This window comes from Paenarthrobacter sp. AB444, assembly GCF_028736865.1.
Classification (GTDB): domain Bacteria; phylum Actinomycetota; class Actinomycetes; order Actinomycetales; family Micrococcaceae; genus Arthrobacter; species Arthrobacter nicotinovorans_B.
In genome coordinates, this window is the sequence record NZ_JAQZBY010000007.1 from 1 (window position 1) to 20,456 (window position 20,456).

18 protein-coding genes and 1 tRNA gene are annotated in these 20,456 nt (G+C 63.1%); 10 read left to right on the plus strand and 9 right to left on the minus strand.

Features of this window, described 5'->3' with window-relative positions:
- The first annotated feature begins 281 nt into the window (after positions 1-281).
- From PQ627_RS10145 to PQ627_RS10160, 4 genes are all read left to right on the plus strand, one after another.
- Positions 282-1,847 (plus strand): NCS1 family nucleobase:cation symporter-1, encoded by a 1,566-nt coding sequence (locus PQ627_RS10145; protein ID WP_274260610.1) that lies wholly within the window; start codon positions 282-284, stop codon positions 1,845-1,847.
- Positions 1,848-1,922: 75 nt separating this feature from the next.
- Positions 1,923-2,666, plus strand: a complete 744-nt coding sequence (locus tag PQ627_RS10150; protein WP_274260612.1) for an aspartate/glutamate racemase family protein — start codon at positions 1,923-1,925, stop codon at positions 2,664-2,666.
- A 20-nt stretch (positions 2,667-2,686) separates the two neighbouring features.
- A complete protein-coding gene (locus PQ627_RS10155) occupies positions 2,687-3,454 on the plus strand; it encodes an SDR family oxidoreductase (protein WP_274260613.1) in 768 nt (255 codons plus the stop codon).
- A 266-nt stretch (positions 3,455-3,720) separates the two neighbouring features.
- On the plus strand, positions 3,721-5,208 hold the full coding sequence (locus tag PQ627_RS10160; protein WP_274260615.1) for a cation:dicarboxylate symporter family transporter: 1,488 nt from the start codon (positions 3,721-3,723) through the stop codon (positions 5,206-5,208).
- 70 nt (positions 5,209-5,278) lie between these two features.
- Here the strand turns inward: PQ627_RS10160 and PQ627_RS10165 are convergent, their stop codons facing one another.
- Both PQ627_RS10165 and PQ627_RS10170 read right to left on the minus strand, forming a co-directional pair.
- On the minus strand, positions 5,279-5,689 hold the full coding sequence (locus tag PQ627_RS10165) for a sterol carrier family protein (protein ID WP_274260617.1): 411 nt from the start codon (positions 5,687-5,689) through the stop codon (positions 5,279-5,281).
- Positions 5,690-5,711: 22 nt separating this feature from the next.
- Positions 5,712-6,728 (minus strand): asparaginase, encoded by a 1,017-nt coding sequence (locus tag PQ627_RS10170; RefSeq protein WP_144663416.1) that lies wholly within the window; start codon positions 6,726-6,728, stop codon positions 5,712-5,714.
- A gap of 154 nt (positions 6,729-6,882) precedes the next feature.
- Between PQ627_RS10170 and purD the strand changes: the two genes are divergently transcribed.
- Together purD and PQ627_RS10180 are read left to right on the plus strand one after the other, a co-directional pair.
- The gene (gene purD, locus PQ627_RS10175; RefSeq protein WP_144663415.1) at positions 6,883-8,193 is read left to right on the plus strand and encodes a phosphoribosylamine--glycine ligase; all 1,311 of its coding nucleotides are present in this window, start codon (positions 6,883-6,885) and stop codon (positions 8,191-8,193) included.
- Positions 8,194-8,195: 2 nt separating this feature from the next.
- Entirely contained in the window at positions 8,196-9,134 is a 939-nt protein-coding gene (locus PQ627_RS10180; RefSeq protein WP_274260621.1) for a phosphoribosylaminoimidazolesuccinocarboxamide synthase, read from the plus strand.
- A 76-nt stretch (positions 9,135-9,210) separates the two neighbouring features.
- Here the strand turns inward: PQ627_RS10180 and PQ627_RS10185 are convergent, their stop codons facing one another.
- Positions 9,211-10,476, minus strand: coding sequence for a helix-turn-helix domain-containing protein (locus PQ627_RS10185; RefSeq protein ID WP_144663373.1), 1,266 nt, complete (start codon positions 10,474-10,476; stop codon positions 9,211-9,213).
- Positions 10,477-10,600: 124 nt separating this feature from the next.
- Here PQ627_RS10185 and PQ627_RS10190 point away from each other — a divergent pair, with 124 nt between their 5' ends.
- A complete protein-coding gene (locus PQ627_RS10190; RefSeq protein WP_144663374.1) occupies positions 10,601-10,819 on the plus strand; it encodes a hypothetical protein in 219 nt (72 codons plus the stop codon).
- Positions 10,820-10,897: 78 nt separating this feature from the next.
- Here PQ627_RS10190 and PQ627_RS10195 read toward each other — a convergent pair whose 3' ends face one another.
- The 6 genes from PQ627_RS10195 to PQ627_RS10220 form a co-directional block, all read right to left on the minus strand.
- Entirely contained in the window at positions 10,898-11,275 is a 378-nt protein-coding gene (locus tag PQ627_RS10195) for an SdpI family protein (protein WP_274260624.1), read from the minus strand.
- A 185-nt stretch (positions 11,276-11,460) separates the two neighbouring features.
- A tRNA-Pro gene (locus PQ627_RS10200) sits at positions 11,461-11,537 on the minus strand.
- A 99-nt stretch (positions 11,538-11,636) separates the two neighbouring features.
- On the minus strand, positions 11,637-13,469 hold the full coding sequence (locus tag PQ627_RS10205) for an ABC transporter ATP-binding protein (protein WP_274260626.1): 1,833 nt from the start codon (positions 13,467-13,469) through the stop codon (positions 11,637-11,639).
- Positions 13,466-15,265, minus strand: a complete 1,800-nt coding sequence (locus PQ627_RS10210) for an ABC transporter ATP-binding protein (RefSeq protein ID WP_274260628.1) — start codon at positions 15,263-15,265, stop codon at positions 13,466-13,468. Before PQ627_RS10210 ends, PQ627_RS10205 begins: the two co-directional genes overlap by 4 nt.
- Before the next feature lie 151 nt (positions 15,266-15,416).
- A complete protein-coding gene (locus PQ627_RS10215; protein WP_274260630.1) occupies positions 15,417-16,364 on the minus strand; it encodes a metallophosphoesterase in 948 nt (315 codons plus the stop codon).
- Between the two features lie 3 nt (positions 16,365-16,367).
- Complete coding sequence (locus PQ627_RS10220) at positions 16,368-18,662, minus strand: transglycosylase domain-containing protein (protein ID WP_274260632.1); 2,295 nt, start codon at positions 18,660-18,662, stop codon at positions 16,368-16,370.
- Between the two features lie 37 nt (positions 18,663-18,699).
- Here PQ627_RS10220 and PQ627_RS10225 point away from each other — a divergent pair, with 37 nt between their 5' ends.
- From PQ627_RS10225 to PQ627_RS10235, 3 genes are read left to right on the plus strand one after another with little or no spacing between them, the layout of a single operon-like run.
- On the plus strand, positions 18,700-18,855 hold the full coding sequence (locus PQ627_RS10225; protein WP_011775990.1) for a DUF4177 domain-containing protein: 156 nt from the start codon (positions 18,700-18,702) through the stop codon (positions 18,853-18,855).
- Between the two features lie 2 nt (positions 18,856-18,857).
- Positions 18,858-19,394, plus strand: a complete 537-nt coding sequence (locus PQ627_RS10230; RefSeq protein WP_144663380.1) for a RidA family protein — start codon at positions 18,858-18,860, stop codon at positions 19,392-19,394.
- A 17-nt stretch (positions 19,395-19,411) separates the two neighbouring features.
- The gene (locus tag PQ627_RS10235; RefSeq protein ID WP_274260641.1) at positions 19,412-20,323 is read left to right on the plus strand and encodes an NUDIX hydrolase; all 912 of its coding nucleotides are present in this window, start codon (positions 19,412-19,414) and stop codon (positions 20,321-20,323) included.
- Positions 20,324-20,456 lie beyond the last annotated feature (133 nt).

The window sequence follows — 20,456 nt, forward strand, 5'->3', positions numbered from 1 at the left end:
CTCTTCATTGAATGTATGGGCGCTTGCTCTGTGGGGGCGCTCAAGGGAATTTCGTATTGTGAGAATAAAATTCTGCAATTCGAGATTACGTGCGCCGGTGGGCAGCGTCAACACGGATCACGCGTCCGAAACAGTCAACCGGCAATCCTCACGTCAAACAACCGAATGTGACCCGGCGTACAGTCTCAACCTTGACTGGAGGTGACCTGCGTCATAGAGTTCTTTCACTATTCAATAACTTGATTCCATATTGTGGAATCAGTACGAAGTGGAGATCCACGATGCAGACGACTTCATCAGTCGGCGTCAATGAGACTCCGGAAGACGCAGAGACGGGTGACCCCAACCACCCGGTCGTGGGAAACACGGATCTTTGTGCGATTGCTTCCGAAGCCGCAGGCCGTACCATCAGTCCCAGTCTTTACAACATCGACCTCGCCCCCACCAAAGCCAAAGGCCGCAAGTGGACCAGCTACAGCATCTTTACCCTCTGGGCCAACGACGTCCACAGCCTGGGTAACTATGCCTTCGCCATCGGCCTGTTCTCCCTTGGCTTGGGCGGCTGGCAAATCCTGGTTGCCCTCGGGATCGGTGCCGTGCTTCTTTTCGCCCTCCTGAACTTCTCAGGATTCATGGGCCAAAAGACGGGCGTACCTTTTCCAGTGATGAGCCGCATCAGCTTCGGCATCAGGGGAGCCCAGATCGCAAGCCTTGTCCGTGGCGCCGTCGCAGTCGCCTGGTTCGGCATCCAGACCTACCTGGCCTCCGTCGTCCTGCGCGTCATGCTCGTGGCCATGGCTCCTGGCTTGAAGGACCTGGACAGCAACTCCATCCTGGGCCTTTCCACGCTCGGTTGGTTCTCGTTCGTTGCCCTGTGGATCGTGCAGCTGGTCATCGTCAGCTTCGGCATGGAGATGATCCGTAAATACGAGGCCTTCGCTGGCCCCGTCATCCTCGTCACCATGGCCGCGATCGCCGTCTGGGTCTTCATCGAAGCCGGTGGCGCCATCCAGTGGACCGGCATCAAGGGCCTTGAAGGTACCGAGATGTGGCTGACCATCTTTGCCGGCGGCGCCCTCTGGGTGTCCATCTATGGAACGTTCGTCCTGAACTTCTGCGACTTCACCAGGTCCTCAACGTCCAAGAAGTCGATCGTCAAGGGAAACTTCTGGGGCATTCCCATCAACATGCTCGTCTTTGGCGCCATCGTCGTCGTCATGGCCGGCGGCCAGTACAAGATCAACGGAACGGTCATCCAAAGCCCTTCGGACATCGTCCAGAGCATCCCCAACACGCTGCTGCTGGTCCTGGCTTGCCTTGCTTTGCTGATCCTGACCATCGCGGTGAACCTCATGGCCAACTTCGTGGCTCCGGTCTACGCGCTGACCAATCTGTTCCCGCGGCACCTGAACTTCCGCAAGGCTGCTTGGGTCAGCGGAACCATCGGCTTGATCATCCTGCCGTGGAACCTCTACAACAACCCGATTGTGATTGTGTACTTCCTGGGTGGCCTCGGTGCTTTGCTTGGCCCGCTGTTCGGTGTTGTCATGGCTGACTACTGGCTGGTCCGCCGCGGCAAGGTCAATGTCCCCGAGCTCTACACGGAAGACCCCAAGGGTGCCTACTTCTACAAGCGGGGCGTCAACCCGAAGGCTGTCATTGCAATGCTTCCGGCTGCTGCCTTGGCGATCGCCATCGCGTTCATCCCTGGACTCGCCGCCGCGGCACCGTTCGCCTGGTTCATCGGGGCCGGCGTCGCAGCGCTCACCTACTTCGCCGTTGCGGACAAGAAGCAGGTCCACGAGGACGTTTCCGGCGAGCCGATCGCCGTCGCCAGCACCCACTGACACGTGACAAAAGGCGCCGCCCGTCCTTCCGGTCAACTGGCCGCAGGGCGGGCGCTGCCATTGAGAGGAAATACCATGCGCATTCTTGTCGCAAACGTGAACACCACGCAGTCCATGACGGACTCCATCGCAGCCCAGGCCCGCGCTGCCGCAGCTCCCGGAACCGAGATCATCGGCATCACGCCGCGTTTTGGTGCCGACTCCTGTGAGGGCAACTTCGAAAGCTATCTGGCCGCGATCGCCGTCATGGACGCTGTGGTCAATTACCCGGAGCCGTTCGACGCCGTCATCCAGGCCGGTTACGGCGAGCACGGCAGGGAGGGCCTGCAGGAACTCCTGGAGGTTCCGGTGGTGGACATCACCGAGGCCGCGGCCAGCACAGCGATGTTCCTGGGTCACAAGTACTCTGTCGTCACCACCTTGGACCGCGCAGTGCCGCTGATCGAGGACCGCCTCAAGCTGGCCGGACTGGATGCCCGCTGCGCTTCCGTGCGAGCCAGCGGGATGGCTGTTCTGGAGCTGGAGGAGTACCCGGAACGTGCTGTCGAGGCGATTGTCGGCCAGGCTGAGGAAGCTGTCAGCAAGGACCACGCGGAAGTGATTGTCCTGGGCTGCGGCGGCATGGCAGGGCTTGATGAGCAGATCCGCCAGCGCACCGGAGTCCCTGTGGTTGATGGTGTGGCCTCGGCCGTCACCATTGCAGAATCCCTCGTCCGGCTTGGCCTCTCCACGTCCAAGGTCCGAACCTACGCGACACCGCGCCCGAAGACTGTCATAGGCTGGCCGATAACGTCCGTCGCCCAGTCCACTGCGCTCTAAAACCACCGAAAGGCAACCACATGACTGACTCCAGCCTGCCCGCGGACCCAAAGGTCGCCGTCGTAACCGGTGCGGGGTCCGGGATCGGGCGGGCGGTGGCCAGGCTCATGCTCGACGACGGCTACCGGGTGGCGCTTGCTGGGCGGCGGGAAGCGCAGCTGCTGGAGACGGCCGATGGTCACCCCGAAGCGCTTGCCGTACCGTGCGATGTGACAGCGCCCGACGACGTCGCGCGCCTTTTCGAGCAAGTCCGCCAACGGTGGGGCCGGGTGGATGTCCTGTTCAACAATGCAGGCGTCTTCGGGCCGTCCGGGGACGTGGGCGATCTTGACGTCGCGGAGTGGGAAGCCACGCTGCGGGTGAACGTCACCGGTTCCATGCTCTGTGCCGCCGAGGCCGTCCGGACCATGAAGGCGCAGCGGCCGCAGGGTGGCCGGATCATCAACAACGGCTCCATCTCCGCGCACTCGCCCAGGCCCCGGTCGGTGGCGTACACGGTGACCAAGCACGCCATGACCGGCTTGACCAAGAGTATTGAGCTCGACGGGCGGGAATTCGGGATTACGTGCGGGCAGATCGACATCGGCAATACCCGCACCGAGATCATGGACACCATCGGGGTTGGCTCGGGTGCGCTGCAGGCCGACGGTTCCCGCAAGGTGGAGCCCATGTTCCCTGTGGATGACGCCGCCAGGGCTGTGCTGCTGATGGCCAACATGCCGGCGTCGGCCAGTGTCGGTTCGCTGGTGGTGACCGCGGCGGGCATGCCCTTCGTGGGCCGCGGCTAGGACTCCCGGCTGCCCCGGCGCGCCCCCGTGCCGCCACGACCAACATTGAGGCCGCCAAGCCCCCAGAAAGCCGAATTTTCCGGCGTTCTGGGGGCTTTCCCCTGCCAAAGTGGGTCGTAGTGGCACGCCAAAGTGGCATACCAAACCGAATGTGACTTCCGCAATATGGAAATCGAATCTCCCCTTGCGGAATGATGTGACCCGGCTTACATTGAAAACATCCCCCCAAAACGAGGGGCTGTTCCCAAACTGATTGGTTCAGATCAATGAAGATCCCAGACCCCGCGGCGCTGAAGGCGAGTTCGGCCCCGCAGAAGAAAAAGCGGCTGTACCAGTCGCTCTTTTTTCAAATCCTGATCGCCGTCGTCGCAGGTGTGCTCATCGGTCATTTCTGGCCGAACATCGGGTCCGCACTCCGGCCACTGGGTGATGGATTCATTCAACTCATCAAAATGATCATCGCCCCGCTGATTTTCCTCGTGATCGTCACAGGCATCTCGGCAGTGGGCGACGTCAAAGCGGTCGGACGGGTCGGGGTCAAAGCACTCCTGTACTTCACCGGCGCCACGCTTTTCGCCCTGGTTTTCGGCCTGGTCGTCGCCAACATTGTCCAGCCTGGTGCTGGCCTCAACATCGATCCCGCTACCCTTTCCCAGGAAGCGCTCGACGCTAAAACCGGCCACGCAGTCCCCAAGGACGCTGCGGCCTTCATCCTGGATGTCATTCCGTCCAGCGTGATCGGCGCTTTCGCCAGCAACAGCCTGCTTCAGGTGCTCTTCTTCTCCGTCTTCTTCGGCGCCGCGATCGTGGTCATCGGCCGCGAACGGTGCTTGCCGGTCATCAGCCTCATGGAAACCGTGCTGGAACTGATCTTCAAGATCATGTCCTGGATCATGAAAGTGGCCCCCATCGGTGCCTTCGGTGCCATGGCCTTCATCATCGGCCAGTACGGGGTGGGCACCTTGGGAACCTACGCCCTGCTGATTGCCTCCTGCTATGGCGCGGCCATCGTCTTCATCGGGCTGCTGTTCCTGGTGGCCTGGGGTTTCGCACGGGTTCCGCTGTGGCAGTTCCTGAAGTACACCCGCGAGGAATTCCTGCTGGCTCTCGGTACGGCGTCAACGGAAGCAGTCATGCCGCGCATCATGACCAAGCTGACCAACGCCGGCTGTTCAAGGGCCACCACGGGCTTGGTAGTGCCCACCGGTTACTCCTTCAACCTCGACGGCGCCGCGATCTACCTCTCCATCTCGCTGCTCTTCCTGGCGCAGGCCTTCGGCCACAACCTGGATCTCGGCCAACAGTTGGCTGCCCTCGGCGTCCTGCTCCTGACCTCCAAGGGCATGGCCGGTGTTCCGGGCTCGTCCTTCCTGGCACTCTCGGCCACCGCCGCCGCGCTCGGCATCTTCCCGGTGGCCGGCGTCGCGCTTCTCCTTGGCGCCGACCGCCTCATGGACTCGATGCGTGTAGTGGTCAACCTGCTCGGCAACTGCGTGGCCACGTTCGTAGTGGCCAAGTGGGAAGGCCAGTTCGACCGCAGCGTCATGGTCCGCGCCTTCAACGGCGAAATCACCAACGAGGACACGGCCATCATGCTCGGCAAGGAAGACGTCTACGCCCAGCAGGAGCTCGAGCGCATCAGCACCGGCCAGGAACCCTCACCGAAGTTTCGTGGCGGCCCGGCAGCGGATGAGATCCCACAGTTCGAGATGAGCAAGCCAGGCCAACCGACAACACCAATCTGCCCCGACTAACCCGGCGGGTTTTTGTACAGCTAATGCCCCTAAGACGCGGTCTTAGGGGCATTGGCTGTACAAAAACTCGTTAGAGCGGGAGGAGCGAAGAGAGGTCGGCGCGCAAACCTGAGGCGGTCACTTTGTGGGACTGCACGGCCTCACCCCACGTAATCCGCCCGGTCACCAACCCAAGCCAGGTGTCGGCGTCGGTCTCGATGACGTTCGGGGGAGTGCCGCGCGTGTGCCGCGGACCCTCCACACATTGCGTGACGCCGAACGGCGGGACCCGGACCTCCACGGAATTGCCCGGCGCGCGTGCGGTGACTTCCTCCAGGGAGTAGCGCACCGCCGTCGCAATTAAAGTGCGCGACGGCGCCGTCCCGGCAGCGGCGGCAGGCTCACCGGCGGTTTCGGTGCCGGAAGGTTCGACGGCGGCCCGCCAGGCTGCCAGCGCGGCTTTGCCCTCGGAGATGTCGACGCGGCGTCGTGCAACAGCCATGGGTTTCTTTCCTTCTTAACTACTAATCGAGCAGGGCGGAGACGGCATGGCCCAAACGGATCCTGCCGACCTCGTGGCCTCCACCCAGTACGGGTTCGACCACTCTTTCCAGGACGCTGGAGACGGCCGGAATGTCCACAGCCCCGCTCACGGCAAGGAGAGTCAGTCCAACCAGGGAAGTGGCGCGGAGGTTTCCGTCCAGCATTTTGACTGCCACGGTGGCGCCGGTCGGAGTGGCCAGGACCAAGACGCCCTCGGCGCCGATCTTCGCCAGGACATCCAACTCTTCCATCACTACGGTGTTCGATTCGCCCTTGCCCTGGACGGCCCACGGGTAATCGAGCATGGACGTGGCAATGGTGGCCGCACGGGCATTTGCCGCGGAGTTGCCCGGTGACTTGGCCAGGCGGGAGTAAGCCCGGGCAAGGCCAGTCAGCGAGATCGCGGCCACGGGCGCGCCGCAACCATCGATGCCCAGATGGGAAATGTGCTCGCCGCTGTATTCCTCAATGACCGAACGCACGCGCTGCTGGAGCGGGTGGTTGGGTTCGAGGTAGCTCCGGAGGTCCCAGCCGTTCTCGGTGCAGGCCCAGAGGAACGCCGCGTGCTTGCCGGAGCAGTTGAATGCGAGTTTTGACTTTCCCCGCTCAGAGCGGACCAGCCAGTTGCGGGCGGTCTCGTCCTCGGGCCAGGCCGTGGGACATTGGAGGTGTTCTTCCCGCACCCCGGCCGCCTTGAGCATTCCTTCAACGACGTCCATGTGGTCCAGGGAACCGGTGTGGCTTCCGCACGCCACCGCAACCTGTGCGCCCCGCAGCGGAACGCCGGACTGCATGGAAGCCAGGGCCTGGAACGGCTTGAGCGTGGAGCGGGCGAAGACGGGAGCGTCGATGTCGCCGAGCTGCGTCACCACGGAACCGTCACCTGAGAGGACCACCGCCGCACCAACGTGCCGTGATTCAATAAAGCCACTGCGTTCGATCACTGCCAGTTCGACGGCGGACTCAACGTTGAACGTTTCATGCGAACTCATGGGCATGAAGCAAGTCTAGGCGCGGTGGCGTGATTCCCTGGTCATGCCCGGGTGCGTGCCGGGTCCCCGCGCGCCGGGTCCCCCGCGCGCCGGCTGCGCGCCGGGTCCGCTGCGTGACACAGCTTAGGCCGAGCGCGCTGCACAAAGTACCCTTTAAGCCGTGAAGGTACTCGTCATTGGCCCAGGCGGCCGCGAACACGCCATTGTCCGCTCTCTGCTTGAAGACCCCAACGTCTCCGAGGTCCACGCGGCCCCGGGCAACGCGGGCATCAGCAAACTCGTTCCCACCCACGCGATCGACGGGAACAACCCGGAAGCCGTGTCCGCCCTCGCCACCAAGCTGGGCGTGGACCTGGTTGTCGTCGGCCCGGAAGCGCCGCTGGCCGCCGGTGTATCCGACGCCGTCCGCGAAGCCGGTATCCCTGTGTTCGGCCCCAGCAAGGAAGCCGCGCAGCTGGAAGCTTCCAAGGCCTTCGCAAAGCAGATCATGGCTGAAGCGGGCGTCCCCACGGCCATGGCGCGCGTAGCCGAAAACGCCGAGGAAGCCGCCGACGCTTTGGATGCCTTCGGCGCACCCTATGTCGTGAAGGACGACGGACTCGCTGCCGGCAAGGGCGTCGTGGTCACCAAGGATCGCGACGAGGCCCTGGCACACGCCCAGACCTGCTTCGATGCCGGTGGAACCGTGGTGATCGAGGAATTCCTGGACGGCCCCGAGGTTTCCCTGTTCGTCCTCTGCGACGGCCACACCACAGTTCCGCTGTCCCCGGCGCAGGACTTCAAGCGCATCTTCGACAACGACGAAGGCCCCAACACCGGCGGCATGGGAGCCTACACCCCGCTCGAGTGGGCTCCCGAAGGCCTGGTCCAGGAAGTCATCGACCGCGTAGCCCAGCCGACCGTCGATGAGATGGCCCGCCGCGGTACACCCTTCATTGGCGTCCTCTATTGCGGCCTGGCCCTCACTTCCCGCGGCACGCGCGTCATCGAATTCAACGTCCGCTTCGGCGATCCCGAGACGCAGGCTGTCCTGGCCCGTCTCAAGACGCCGCTCGGTGCGCTGCTGCTGGCAGCTGCCAAGGGCGAACTGGACACGGCAGAAGAGTTGCGCTGGTCCAAGGACACGGCAGTCGCCGTCGTCGTTGCCGCCGAAAACTACCCGGACGCTCCCCGCACGGGCGACCGCATCCGCGGCCTGAAGAAGGTCGACGAGCTGGACGGCGTCCACGTTGTCCACGCCGGCACCAAGCTGGACGACGAAGGCAAGGTGGTCTCCGCCGGTGGCCGCGTCCTGGCGGTGGTCGCGCTCGGTTCCGACTTGGTGGAGGCGCGCGAAAAAGCGTACGACGGCGTCGAGCTGGTTCAGCTTGAAGGCTCGCAGTTCCGTACGGACATCGCAGGCAAGGCCGCCCGCGGCGAAATCCGGGTGCCGTACGCGGCTACCGGCACCATCCCGAAAGTGCAGGCCTGAGCATGACTGACTCCCTTCCCACCGGAGGCTTCGAGACCGAGACCTTGGACCTTCCGGGCTGGACGCATGTCTACTCGGGCAAGGTTCGCGACCTTTATGTTCCCGCCGATGAATCCATTACGGAGAAGTTCGGCCAGGACTGCGTGCTGGTGGTAGCCAGTGACCGCATCAGCGCCTACGACCACGTCTTGAGCAGCGAGATCCCGGACAAGGGCCGCGTTCTGACGCAGCTCAGCCTGTGGTGGTTCGAGCAGCTGGAGGTTGAACACCACGTGCTGGCCTCAACGGTTGAGGGCGGTGTCCCGGCCGAAGTCGAGGGCCGCGCGATGATCTGTAAGAAGCTGGAGATGTTCCCGGTGGAATGCATCGCCCGTGGTTACCTGACAGGTTCGGGCCTGGCGGAGTACAAGCAATCCGGCACTGTCTGCGAGATTCCGCTGCCGGAGGGCTTGGTGGATGGTTCCCGCCTGGACCACGCCCTGTTCACGCCGTCGGCCAAGGCTGAGGTTGGCGAGCACGACGTCAACATCACTTACGACGACGTCGTGGCAATGGTCGGCGATGACATTGCTGCCCGCCTGAGCGAGCTCACCCTGAAGATCTACACCCGCGCCGAGGAGATCGCCCGCGAACGTGGCATCATCCTCGCCGACACAAAGGTGGAGTTCGGCAGCGATGCCGCCACCGGTGTGATCACGCTGGGCGACGAGGTCCTCACCCCGGATTCTTCACGGTTCTGGGACGCGTCCACATATGAGCCGGGCAAGTCGCAGCCGTCCTATGACAAGCAGTACGTCCGCGACTGGCTGACCTCCGCGGAGTCCGGCTGGGACAAGTCCTCGGACACTCCGCCGCCGGCTCTTCCCGCCGACGTCGTGGAACGCACCCGTGCCCGCTATGTCGAGGCGTACGAGAAGCTCACGGGCCGCACCTTCGCGTAGCCCGCACCCAACTGGGGGACAGCACATGTTCTACTGAGCGCTCAGTGGAACAAGTGCTGTCCCCCAGTTTGGTTAATCAGGCTTCGGAGTGTTCCTTCGCGGCCCGACGCTCGGCCAGGCGGATCTCCAGTACGGCGTCCATGGCCTGTTGAACGCGGTCCGAGGCGCCTGCAGCGCTGAAGTCGTGTTGCGCTTCTTCCAGGAAAGTCAGGGCTTCTGCAGCTTCACCGGCTGCCTTCAAGGACTTGCCGAGCAGCAACGACACCTCACCAGCCGTGTGGCGGGCCAGAACCTTGCGGTCGGCGTGGATTTCGCGCAGCTTCTCGACGGCGGCCGGAATGTCCCCGGTCAAGTACAGCCAGCGGGCGCGGATGAAGGCGACTTCCAGTTGGTCCGTCTTGTTTCCGCCCACAATGGACAGCGCGAGCTCGGCGCGTTCAATGGCGGACAGAGTTTCCGGTTCCACAATTCCTGAGGACAGGCGTACCGCGGCCGATGCCTTGTTGAAGCGGGCCCACAGTTCGATGTCGTTGGCGGGGGAGAGCAGCTTCGCGGCGCGTTCGTGGTGCTTGATGCCCTCTGTGTAGTCGTGGCGCATGAAGGCGACGTTGCCCACCACCCACGCAACCTCGCCGGCCAGTTGCGACATCGAGTGTTCGTCCATGTGCTCGATCATCGCCAGGCAGTACTCCCAGGCCTCGTCGAGCTTGCCGCTCTCAGCCAGCGCGCCGATCAGCGCGCGGTGCGCGCCAATGATGAGCGTGGAGCCCTTGGGCAGTTGCTCGCTGAGCTTGACGGCTTGTTTTGCATGCTCGACGGCGGTGGCCAGCTGCCCTTGTCCGTGACACACAGCGGCAAGCATCTGCCAGGCGCGTACTCCCAGGCCGGCGGACTCAGTGGCCATGGGATGTTCCAACAGGTGCTCAACAATCTGCTGGCATTCCTTCAGCTGGCCCTGCTTCATGACGCATTCGGCCTGCATGTACGTCATGTTCCACCAGGCGCTGTTGTTCTTGGCCTCAAGGGCAATCTGCGCGGCAGTGGCGGCGTGGCTGGCGGCAAGTTGGTAGTCGCGCAAGTCCCATGCTTGGCGGGCGTACAAGCCGGCAAGGACGTATTCAGCGTCGCTTACGGTAACGGGTTGGCTCCACGCTTCAAGGGCCTTGGGAGCAAGTTCGAGTCGGCGGGCGAGCTCTTCGATGACCTCGGCCGTCGGCTCGCGACGGCCCGTTTCAAGCAGGGAGATGTAGCTGGGGGAGTACAGGTTTTTGCCGAGCTCGGCCTGCGTTAACCCGCGTTCGAGCCGTTCGGCACGTAGCTTCTCGCCGAATCCGTTTCCCACGGGTTCCTCCTACAGGTGTCTTTTGACCAAAACCTTGACAGTCTCTGTGGAAAACATTTTACAATGTATGTCAACAGGGACCGCGCAATTTCCGTAACGAATCCGACTCGCATTGGGGTACATCATGTTCAAAAAAATCGCCGCGTCAGTGGCCATGGCAGGCGCACTGACCTTGTCGGTTGCGGCTCCCGCAGTCGTCTCTGCAGCGTCGGCTGTAGATTCCAACTCATCGGTCAGTGCCATTGGCAACTGGCCTGATCCTATGCGCGTTTCGGCGCCGACCAAGACAACGGACACCACCGCCACGCCGATGTCGATCGGCAACTGGCCGGATCCGATGTAAGCAGTACATCCGAAGAAACCCCGGGGCGTGACGAGCGATGCCCCCGGGGTTTTCTTTTACCCTTTACGGCTGCAACACTCATGGCGCACCCGGATTCGACGCCGGTTGGCGGCTTTCCGCCCGAAGCGCACTCTTGGAGGCGACGACGGCTCCGATAACCAGGAACAGCACCGCGCTCCCTCCGCCTGCCAGCGAAACTGCCAGCGGATTTGCCGAGGGAACCAGGGCGGCCACCACTGCGGCGGCTCCAGCCGACGCGCCGCCAAGGATGAGGTAGGGGCCGGCACTCCTGTGTCCGGCCCTCCACGCGGCATCGGACATCATGACCGATGGAAGGCGAATACCAACCACTTGATTCATCGGCAGCCAACCACCGAGGCCAAGAGTGCCGCCGGTGAGCAGTACCGCACCGAGCACGCCCAATCCTATGACAAGGCCAATCGAATCGCTGGACATCTGGCAACCGCCCCCAAAATACGTAGCTGTGACTGTATTCAGTCATCAGGCGCGAGCCTAGAGGCCAAGGGAGTCGCCGTGCAACGAGCGGCCACGCGCCTGTGGATAACTTCCGCCGCGGGATATTCCTTGGGCTTGGGCGTTAAACAAAAAAGGCGCCGATTTCTCGACGCCTTTTTCGTTATTGGTCGGGATGACAGGATTTGAACCTGCGACCTCTTCGTCCCGAACGAAGCGCGCTACCAAGCTGCGCTACATCCCGATCCGCTGCGAAAGCAACTGTTCAAGGATAGCTGAATCGCTGCGGGATGCGAAATCGGGGAGTGGGTGTCCCTCGCCACACTCGCACCAGACGCCACGACTACACCAACGAATCCCGCCAGGCTCCGTGTAACCGGGCGAACCGGCCACCGCCGCTGATCAGCTCGGCCGGCGAGCCATCTTCAACAATGCGTCCGTCGTGGACCACCAGCACCCTGTCCGCCGTCTCAACGGTGGAGAGCCGGTGGGCGATGATGATGGCAGTGCGGGCATCGTTCCCGCCGGCGACACCCTCGAGCAGCTGGGCCAGCCCCTGCTGGACCATGCGCTCGGAAGGAATGTCCAGGGACGACGTCGCCTCATCCAGGATCAATACCGCAGGCGCCGCTAGGAATGCCCTCGCGAAGCCAATGAGCTGCCGCTGCCCGGAGGACACCCGGCCACCGCGCTTGTTGACGTCGGTGTCGTAGCCTTCGGGAAGGCTCATGATGAACTCGTGGGCACCCACTGCCGCAGCTGCAGCCTCAATCTCTGCGCGGGAAGCTTCCGGGCGACCAAGAGCGATGTTGTCGGCAACCGAACCGCTGAAGAGGAAGGCCTCCTGGGTCACCATCACCACGGCCCGGCGGAGGTCCGTGGTAGCCAAGTCGCGCAGGTCCACCCCGTCCAGGGTGATGGAACCGGACGTGACGTCGTAGAAGCGGGCGATGAGTTTGGCCAGCGTGGACTTGCCAGCGCCGGTCTGTCCCACCAAGGCTACGGTTTGCCCGGCAGGGATGTGCAGGTCCAGGGCAGGAACAACCAGCTGGCCGTCGCTGTAGCCGAACTCCACGCCCTTGAAGTCGATCTCACCCCGTGAACTCTTCAGCGGCACCGGGTTCTTCGGCGGACGCACCGTGGGAACTTCCTCAAGCAGCCCCGAGACCTTCTCCAATGCGGCCTGGGCACTCTGGAACGAGTTGTAGAACATCGCCATCTGGTCCACCGGCTGGAAGAAGCGCTTGGTGGAGAGGATAAGTGCCAGCAGGACACCCACAGCGAGATCACCGCTGAGCACCCGGAAGCCGCCGAACAGCAGGACCACGGCTACGCAGACGTTGCCGATCAACACCAACCCCGGCTGGAAGATGCCGTTCAGGTTGATCGAGCGGACAGTGTTCTTGCGGTAGTCCTCAGCCAACTCGCCATAGCGGGCTGCGTTCTCGCGCTCCTTGCGGAAGGCCTTCACGGCGCGAATGCCGGTCATGGTTTCCACGAAGTGCACGATCAGGCGCGCCGAGACCACCCGGGACTCCCGGAACGCGATCTGCGAGTGCTTCTGGTACCAGCGGGCCAGGAAGAACATCGGGACGCCGGCCGCAAGCATGATCAAGCCACTGCGCCAATCCAACGCGAACACCGTGAAAGCGGTGAACACCATGAACAGCATGCCCGAAGCCAAGGAACTGACGCCGGAATCCAGAAGCTCCCGCAGCGCTTCCAGGTCAGAAGTTTGCCGGGCAATAATTCGTCCCGAGGTGTATTTCTCGTGGAATTCCAGGCTCAGGCGCTGCGTGTGCCGGAAGACGCGGAGCCGCAGGTCCAGGAGCATCGCCTGGCTCAGCCGGGCCGTGGAGGTCACGTAGAGAGCCGTCATTCCGGCTGTCGCAACTGCGGCGGCCAAGTAGAGCGAGCCAGCCAACACCAACGGACCGTTGTCGCCGGACTGAAGTGCCGGGAGCGCGTGGTCGATGCCGAACGCGATCAGCGCCGGTCCCGCAACGCGGGTCAGCTGCGAAACCACCACCATCACGATCGTCAGCCAAAAACGCAACCGCACTGGACGGATCAGCGAGGCAAGCAAGGCGAGCGACCGGCGTCGTACGGCTTTGCTGTCTGCTTTGCTGAGGAGGGTGTTGTCCTCATTGGCGGTACCAAAGGTCGTGGCGCTCACCGGCGGGCCTCCTCAGCTTCTTCGAGCTCGTCCAGTTCGGTATCGAGGTCCTTCGGGCCCGCGTCCAGGCTCGCGATGACGTAGCGGTAGTGGTCGTTTTCGGCCAACAATTCCGTATGGGTTCCGACGGCGGTGATGGTCCCGTTTTGGAGCAACGCCACCCGGTCCGCCAATGCCACAGTGGAGGGACGGTGCGCGACGATCAATGTGGTGGTCTCGCGGAGGACCTCGCGCAAGCGGGCTTCCACGCGTTCTTCGGTATTGACGTCCAGGGCGGACAGGGGATCGTCGAGGACCAGGACTTTCGGCGTGGCGGCGATGGCCCGGGCCAGGGCGATTCGCTGCCTCTGGCCACCGGACAAACTCAGCCCTTCCTCGCCGATCAGCGTGTCGACGCCCTCGGGCAGGGAGTAGGCAAACTGGGCCTGGGCGACGTCCAATGCCTCGTCCAGGGCAGCATCGCTGGGATTCGGGGCGCCCAGGAGCACGTTGTCCCGGACCGAACTGGAGAAGAGCGTGGTGTCCTCGAAGGCCACGGCAACGATCCTGCGCAGTTCCGCGATGTCGAAGTCGCGGACGTCAACGCCGTCGATGGTGACTGCACCGGACGTCACGTCGTAGAGGCGGGGGACAAGTTGAAGCAGCGCGCTCTTTCCGCTTCCCGTGATGCCCACGAGGGCCATGGTTTCGCCGGGACGGATGTCCAGGGTGATGTCGTGCAGGAGGGTGCCGCCGTCGTCGAACCCGAAACTTGCGTGTTCAAAACGCAAGGCGCCTTTGACGGTTTCCGGTACCACCGGCACGTCCGGCGACGTGATGGTGTTTTCAGTGTCCATGACCTCGAAGTGGCGGTCCAGGGCGGTCTTTGCCGTCAGCGCCATCGCCAGAAGCATGCCGGAAAATTCAACGGGGGTAGCCACAACCGCCGCGGTAGCGAAGAAAGCGACCAAGGCACCGATGCTGAGCTGACCGCTGGCGGCCAGCATGATGCCCACCACCAGTCCGACGCCCAGCGCGAGCTCGGGCAGCAGGGTGACAACAAGTGTGAAACCGGCCTGCTGTTTAGCTTTGGCGATCTCGGTCTGGCGCAGCTCCTCGGCCTGGCCATTGAAGTTTTCCAGCGCCTCGCGGCTCCGTCCGAACGCCTTCAGGACGCGGATGCCGTGGACCGATTCTTCGACGGTGGTGGCGAGGTCGCCGGCCTGGTCCTGGCTGAGTCGAGTGACAAGGCTGAACCGCCGACGGAACCGGAAAGAGTTGATCATGATCGGCACGGCCGCGGCAAGGAAGATGAGCGCCAGCTGCCAGCTCATGGAAAACATGACGCCGACTCCGATGATCACCGTCAGCGTCGTGACCACCAGCATGATCGCGCCGAACGCCATCCACCGGCGCAGGAAGCTAAGGTCCGTCATGGCCCGCGAAAGCAGCTGGCCCGAGCCCCAGCGGTCGTGGAACGCCACCGAGAGCTGCTGCAGGTGTCCGTAAAGGGTCACACGCATCCGGGTCTCCACGGTGGTGGCCGGATTGATCACGAACTGGCGGCGCAAGGCCACCAGGCCGGCTTCGGCCACGCCGAGGCCAAGAATCACGACGGCGGCAACCCACACTGCTTCCGGGGAGCCGCCGGGCTGCAGCGAGTTGTTGACCAGGATCCGCAAAACCTGCGGGATGGTGAGTGCGACGATGCTGGCAAGCAGGGCGCAAATGAGGCCCATGACAAGGCGGGGGAGGATGGGCCGCACATGGGGATACAGGCGGCCGACGGAGGTGAAAAATGACGTTTGCTTGGACATGCCCGCTTCTCAACAGCTGGATCTTCAGATGGTGCGGAGGTAGTTTCCCGTAGCAACTACCCTATGCCATGGCGTGATTCGTTTCACAGGACCACGCAACGTCGGTGAAATGTTTGACCCAGTTATTGAGGTTCGTAATGCTGCCCGGCGTTTAGTTGCGCGGCGTGAGAGTCAGCAGTACAGCCTCCGGGCGGCAAGCGATGCGGACGGGAGCGAAGCGTGAGGTGCCGATGCCGCCCGAGACGTTCACCGGCGTCGTGAGTCCCTTGCTTTCCCAATCGTGGAGGCCCTTGGCGCGCCACGTAGGGAGGTCGCAATTGGAGACCAAGGCGCCGTAGCCGGGGACGCAGATCTGGCCACCGTGCGTGTGACCGGCGATGATCAGGTCTGCTCCCGCCTCGGTGAAGTGGTCCAGCACTCGCTGGTAGGGAGCGTGGATCACGGCGACTTTGAGGTGCGGCCGGGCGTCCTGGTTTACGGTACCGCGGGGCCAGCCGGCGTAGCGTTCACGGCCCAGATGGGGATCGTCCACGCCCGAGAAATCGAACCGCAAGCCGTTGAGCACCACAGACTGGGCGCGGTTGGTGAGGTCGATCCAGCCACTCATGCCGAAGGCTGACCGGAGCTTGGGCCAGTCGAGCTGGAGCGGTTCCTTCTTAGGTTTCGACGGACCACGAAAGTAGCCCGCAGGGTTCTTGATCCGCGGAGCGTAGTAGTCGTTGGAGCCGGGAACGAATACGCCGGGGAACTCCATCAAGGGCATCAAAGCCTGGATGAGGGGGTCGATGGCCTTGGTGTGGCTCAAGTTGTCGCCCGTGTTCACCACGAGATCCGGCTTGAGGTCTGCCAGGGACTGCAACCACTGGGTCTTTTTGACCTGTCCCGGGACAAAGTGAATATCGCTCAGATGCAGGACACGAAAGGGTGCCGAGCCCTCGGGGAGAATCGGCAACGTTTCGTGGCGGACCTCGAACTGATCCTTCTCCCACCAGCCGTAGGCGGCAGCCGCCGTGCCTGCCGTTGCACCCACGGCAGCAGTGACGGCAAAACCGCGCCCGAATGAACGGACGCGGTCTGCCAGCGAATCCCGGAACGTCACCCGTTAGTCCTTGCCCGGGGCGTCGCCGCTGTTTCCATTGCCGTTACCGTTGTTGCCGGTTCCGGTGGACGGCGCTTGCTTAGGCGTGGTGTTCGACGGCGTGTTGTTGCGTTGCGGTGTCGGCGCGCCGAGCAGGTTGGACGGCGGCATCTGGAACGGGTTCGTGCCGTAGGCGGGAGCGACGGCCAACATGTAGTTGGTGAACTGCGGGCCGGCGATCATGTAACCGTCAACGAAATCGTAGAACTTACCGTTGACCGTGATGTTGCGTCCCTCACGCTTCTGGCTTCCCAGAGGGTCACCGAACCAGGACGCTGTGGCGAGGCCCGTGGTGTAGCCAACAACCCACGTGGAGCCGTTGGTGTCGTTGGTGCCGGTCTTGGCGGCGACGGGGAAGTTCTTGGAGTTCAACGCCGGCCGGATCAGGGAGCCCGATCCTTCGTCCAATACCTTGCCCATGGCGTAGGCGACACCACGAGCCACTTCAGGCTTCACAGCATCCTTGCAGCTGGGCGACTGCGCCGGAAGATCGGCGCCCGACTGGTCCTTCACCGAGGTGATGGCGATCGGTGCACAGTACTTGCCATCGGCGGCGAAGGTTGCGAAGGCAGTGGCCATGGTCAACGGCGCCGTTTGGGTTGAACCGATGAGGTTGCCCAGAGTGGTCATTGGAACCTTGGGATTAGGATCCGTAATTTTGCCCGTGCCGTCACGAGCTGGAAGTCCCCCATGGATGCCGGTGGCGTCAACAATCCCCTGAATACCACAGAGGTCAAGTTGCGCCGCTGAGGCAAATGTCGCGGTGTTGATGGAGTTCTTCAGACCCCAAAGGACAGTCATGTTGCGGTAGTACTGCGGTTCGGCATTCTGCAGGTCGAAGCTGCCCTCGACGTTGGAGTCGTAGACACCGCTGGTCGGCGTAGGACAGGTGTTTCTCCACGGGTAGTTCACGCCGTATTTGCGTTGCGCAGCATTGATGGTGGTCTCCATCGACTTCCCCTCATTCAGCCACTCGGCGAACGTGAAGGGCTTCATCGTCGAACCGGGCTGGAACCCGCCGATGCCGTTGAGGTCGTTGCCGTTGGCGTCGAGCACATCAACGTTGAAGTTCTGGGTCTGGTCAAACTTGCCCTCTTGAGGCAGCCAAACGGTGTTCTGGGCCATGCTGACGATCTGGCCCGTGCCCGGCTGGACAGAGACGATCGAGGCGCCCCACTTGTCCGGGTTGGCGCCTGCCGTGGCGTCGACCTGCTGCTGGGCAACGTTCTGGGCCGTCGGATCAAGGGTGGTCTGAATGGTCAGACCGCCACGCATGATGCGCTTCTCGCGCTCTATCTGCGTGTCACCGTAAGCCGGGTTGTTCAGCAGGAGGTGCAGGACGTAGTCGCAGAAGTACGGTGCCATGGTGGCGTAAGCGCAACCCTGGCGGGCCGGGGTCACCTTGGTGGTGACGGGTGTGGCCACGGCTTCGTCGTGCTGGGCCTGGGTGATCTTCTTCTGGGCCAACATGGCGTTGAGCACCAGATCGCGGCGCACCTTTGAGTTGTCCGGATTGGTGATCGGATCAAAGGCCGACGGGCTGTTCACCAGGCCAGCCAGCAGGGCGGCCTGGGGAAGCGTCAGGTCCTTGGCGGTGGTGCTGAAGAAGAACTTCGACGCCGCTTCAATGCCGTAGGCGTCGCGGTTGAAGAAGACGATGTTGAGGTAGCCCTCAAGGATCTGCTCCTTGGAGAACTTCTTCTCCAGGGCGATCGCGAGCTTCATTTCGCGGAGCTTGTCGCCAACGCCCTTGTTCACACCGTTGAGCAGGACGTCGTCGCCCTTGCCGGAGGCCACCAGCGACTCGTTGATGACGTTGTTCACGTACTGCTGGGTGATGGTGGAAGCACCCTGCTTGTTGCCTCGCGCGGTGCTCACCAGTGCTCTCATGATGCCGGTGGTGTCGATGCCGCCGTGCTCATAAAAACGGCTGTCCTCAATGGAGATGACAGCGTCCTTGATAAACGGGCTCATCGCGTCCAGCGGAACCTTGGTCCGGTTCTCCGCGTAGATCGAGGCGATCGGCGTACCGTCCTTCGCCAGGATCGTGGTGTTCTGGCTGGGCGGATCCACCTGCAGCTCCGCCGGCAGAGTGTCAAAGAACTGGATGGAACCACTTGCGGCACTGCCCGAGACGGCTGCGGCCGGGACAAGAAGTCCAGCCACCAGGACGCCACAGATCGCACTCACGCCAAGGAAACCTAATATCTTTCCGAGGGTGGTGGCAGTGTCGAATATGGGGTTCTTGCGAGTCACCATGTTTTCCAGTTTACCGGCACGGGCTAGGCTTTCTGTCATGACCAAATGGGAGTACGCCACGATTCCGCTTATTATTCACGCCACCAAGCAGATCCTGGACCAGTGGGGCGAAGACGGCTGGGAGCTTGTCCAGGTTGTCGGCGGCCCCGATGGCAAAGGCCTTGTCGCATACCTGAAGAGGGAGAAGCAGTAACCATGACCACCCCCGCAGAAACCACCTCTCCCGCGGAATCCGGCGCCCCGACGTCGGCCGTCGAGCAGCGTTTGGCCGAGCTCGGACTGACCCTTCCCGAGGTCGCCGCCCCCGTGGCTGCCTACGTCCCGGCCGTCGTCTCCGGCAACTACGTTTACACCTCCGGACAGCTGCCCTTTATTAACGGCAAACTCGAAGCTACGGGCAAGGTCTCGTTGGGCGAGTTGGGCGCGTCGGATGAGGCAACCGTCGATCCCGAAGAAGCCAAGCGCTACGCCGCCGTATGCGCGATCAACGCGCTGGCCGCCGTCAAGAGCGTCATCGGCGACCTCGACCGCGTCACCCGCATTGTCAAGGTGGTCGGCTTCGTTGCCTCCGAGCCCACCTTCACCGGCCAGCCCGGCGTCATCAACGGTGCTTCCGAACTCCTGGGACAGGTATTCGGCGACGCCGGCATTCACGCCCGTTCCGCCGTCGGCGTTTCTGTCCTGCCCCTCGACTCTCCCGTAGAGGTCGAGCTCATCGCTGAATTCAGCTAAGGAACCGGTTCACCGAAGTGCCGCAGCTTGCCCGTCGCCTGTTTGTACTGCCCCCCGCACTAGAGGGGGCAGCACAAAACTGGCTTGAGCTCGGCGAGCGGACCCCCAGGGCCGCCCGCTATGCCTCATCTGTTGTCCTCTTGCGCGATTCACCCTCCGGCTTGGAGACCTGGCTTGGATACCGGCCTGGTTCCTCGCCGTTGGGCGTCGTGGCATTCCCGGGCGGTTCTTTGGACCCGTCCGACGACGACCCCATCGCTTGGGTGGGTCCCTCACCCCAGCAGTGGGCTGAGCAGATGGGGACGGACGACGTCGGGCTCGCCCGCCGTCACGTGGTGGGTGCCATCCGTGAGCTCTTCGAAGAGACCGGCGTCCTGCTGGCAGGTCCGGATGCCTCCTCGACTGTGGAGGCCAACTCCACCGTGGAGTGGATGCGGGCCCGCGAAGCCGTAGCCGCCCAGGAGAAGTCCTTCACGGAGGTGCTCACCAAGCGTGGGCTTGCCCTGCGGACCGATCTGCTGAAACCGCTGGTCAACTGGCTGAGCCCGGACTTCGCCCACACGCGGTTCAACACCCGCTACTTCGCGGCCACGGTTCCGGTGAACCAGCAGCCCAGCATCCTTGGCAGCAAGGGTGTGTGGGGCCGTTGGGTGTCGGCGTCCGAGGCCATTGCCCTTCGCGATACTCCCGCCTTGGGCGATGAGATCGGCCAGCCAAACACGGTCGGCCTGACCTTGGGCCAGCTTTTGGTGCCGGGCTCGGAGATCATGCTTGAGAAGATGGCCCACGCCAATGGGTGTATCGCGTACCTGAGCTACAAGCGTAAAGCGCACGTGTATCAGCCCAAGCTGGTGGACGAAGGCGGCCAGCTGTTGCTTGAAGTCGAGGCCGCACGCACCGTCGCCGGCGAGCCCCAGCGCGAACGCTGACCCTCGCTCACATCCCACCCGCTTGAGCCGAACGCTCGCTCACATCCCACTGGCTTGAGCCGAACGCTCGCTCACCAAGACACCAAAAAAGCCGCCTCGGCGTCGAACCGGGGCGGCTTTTTCGTGAAGCTCT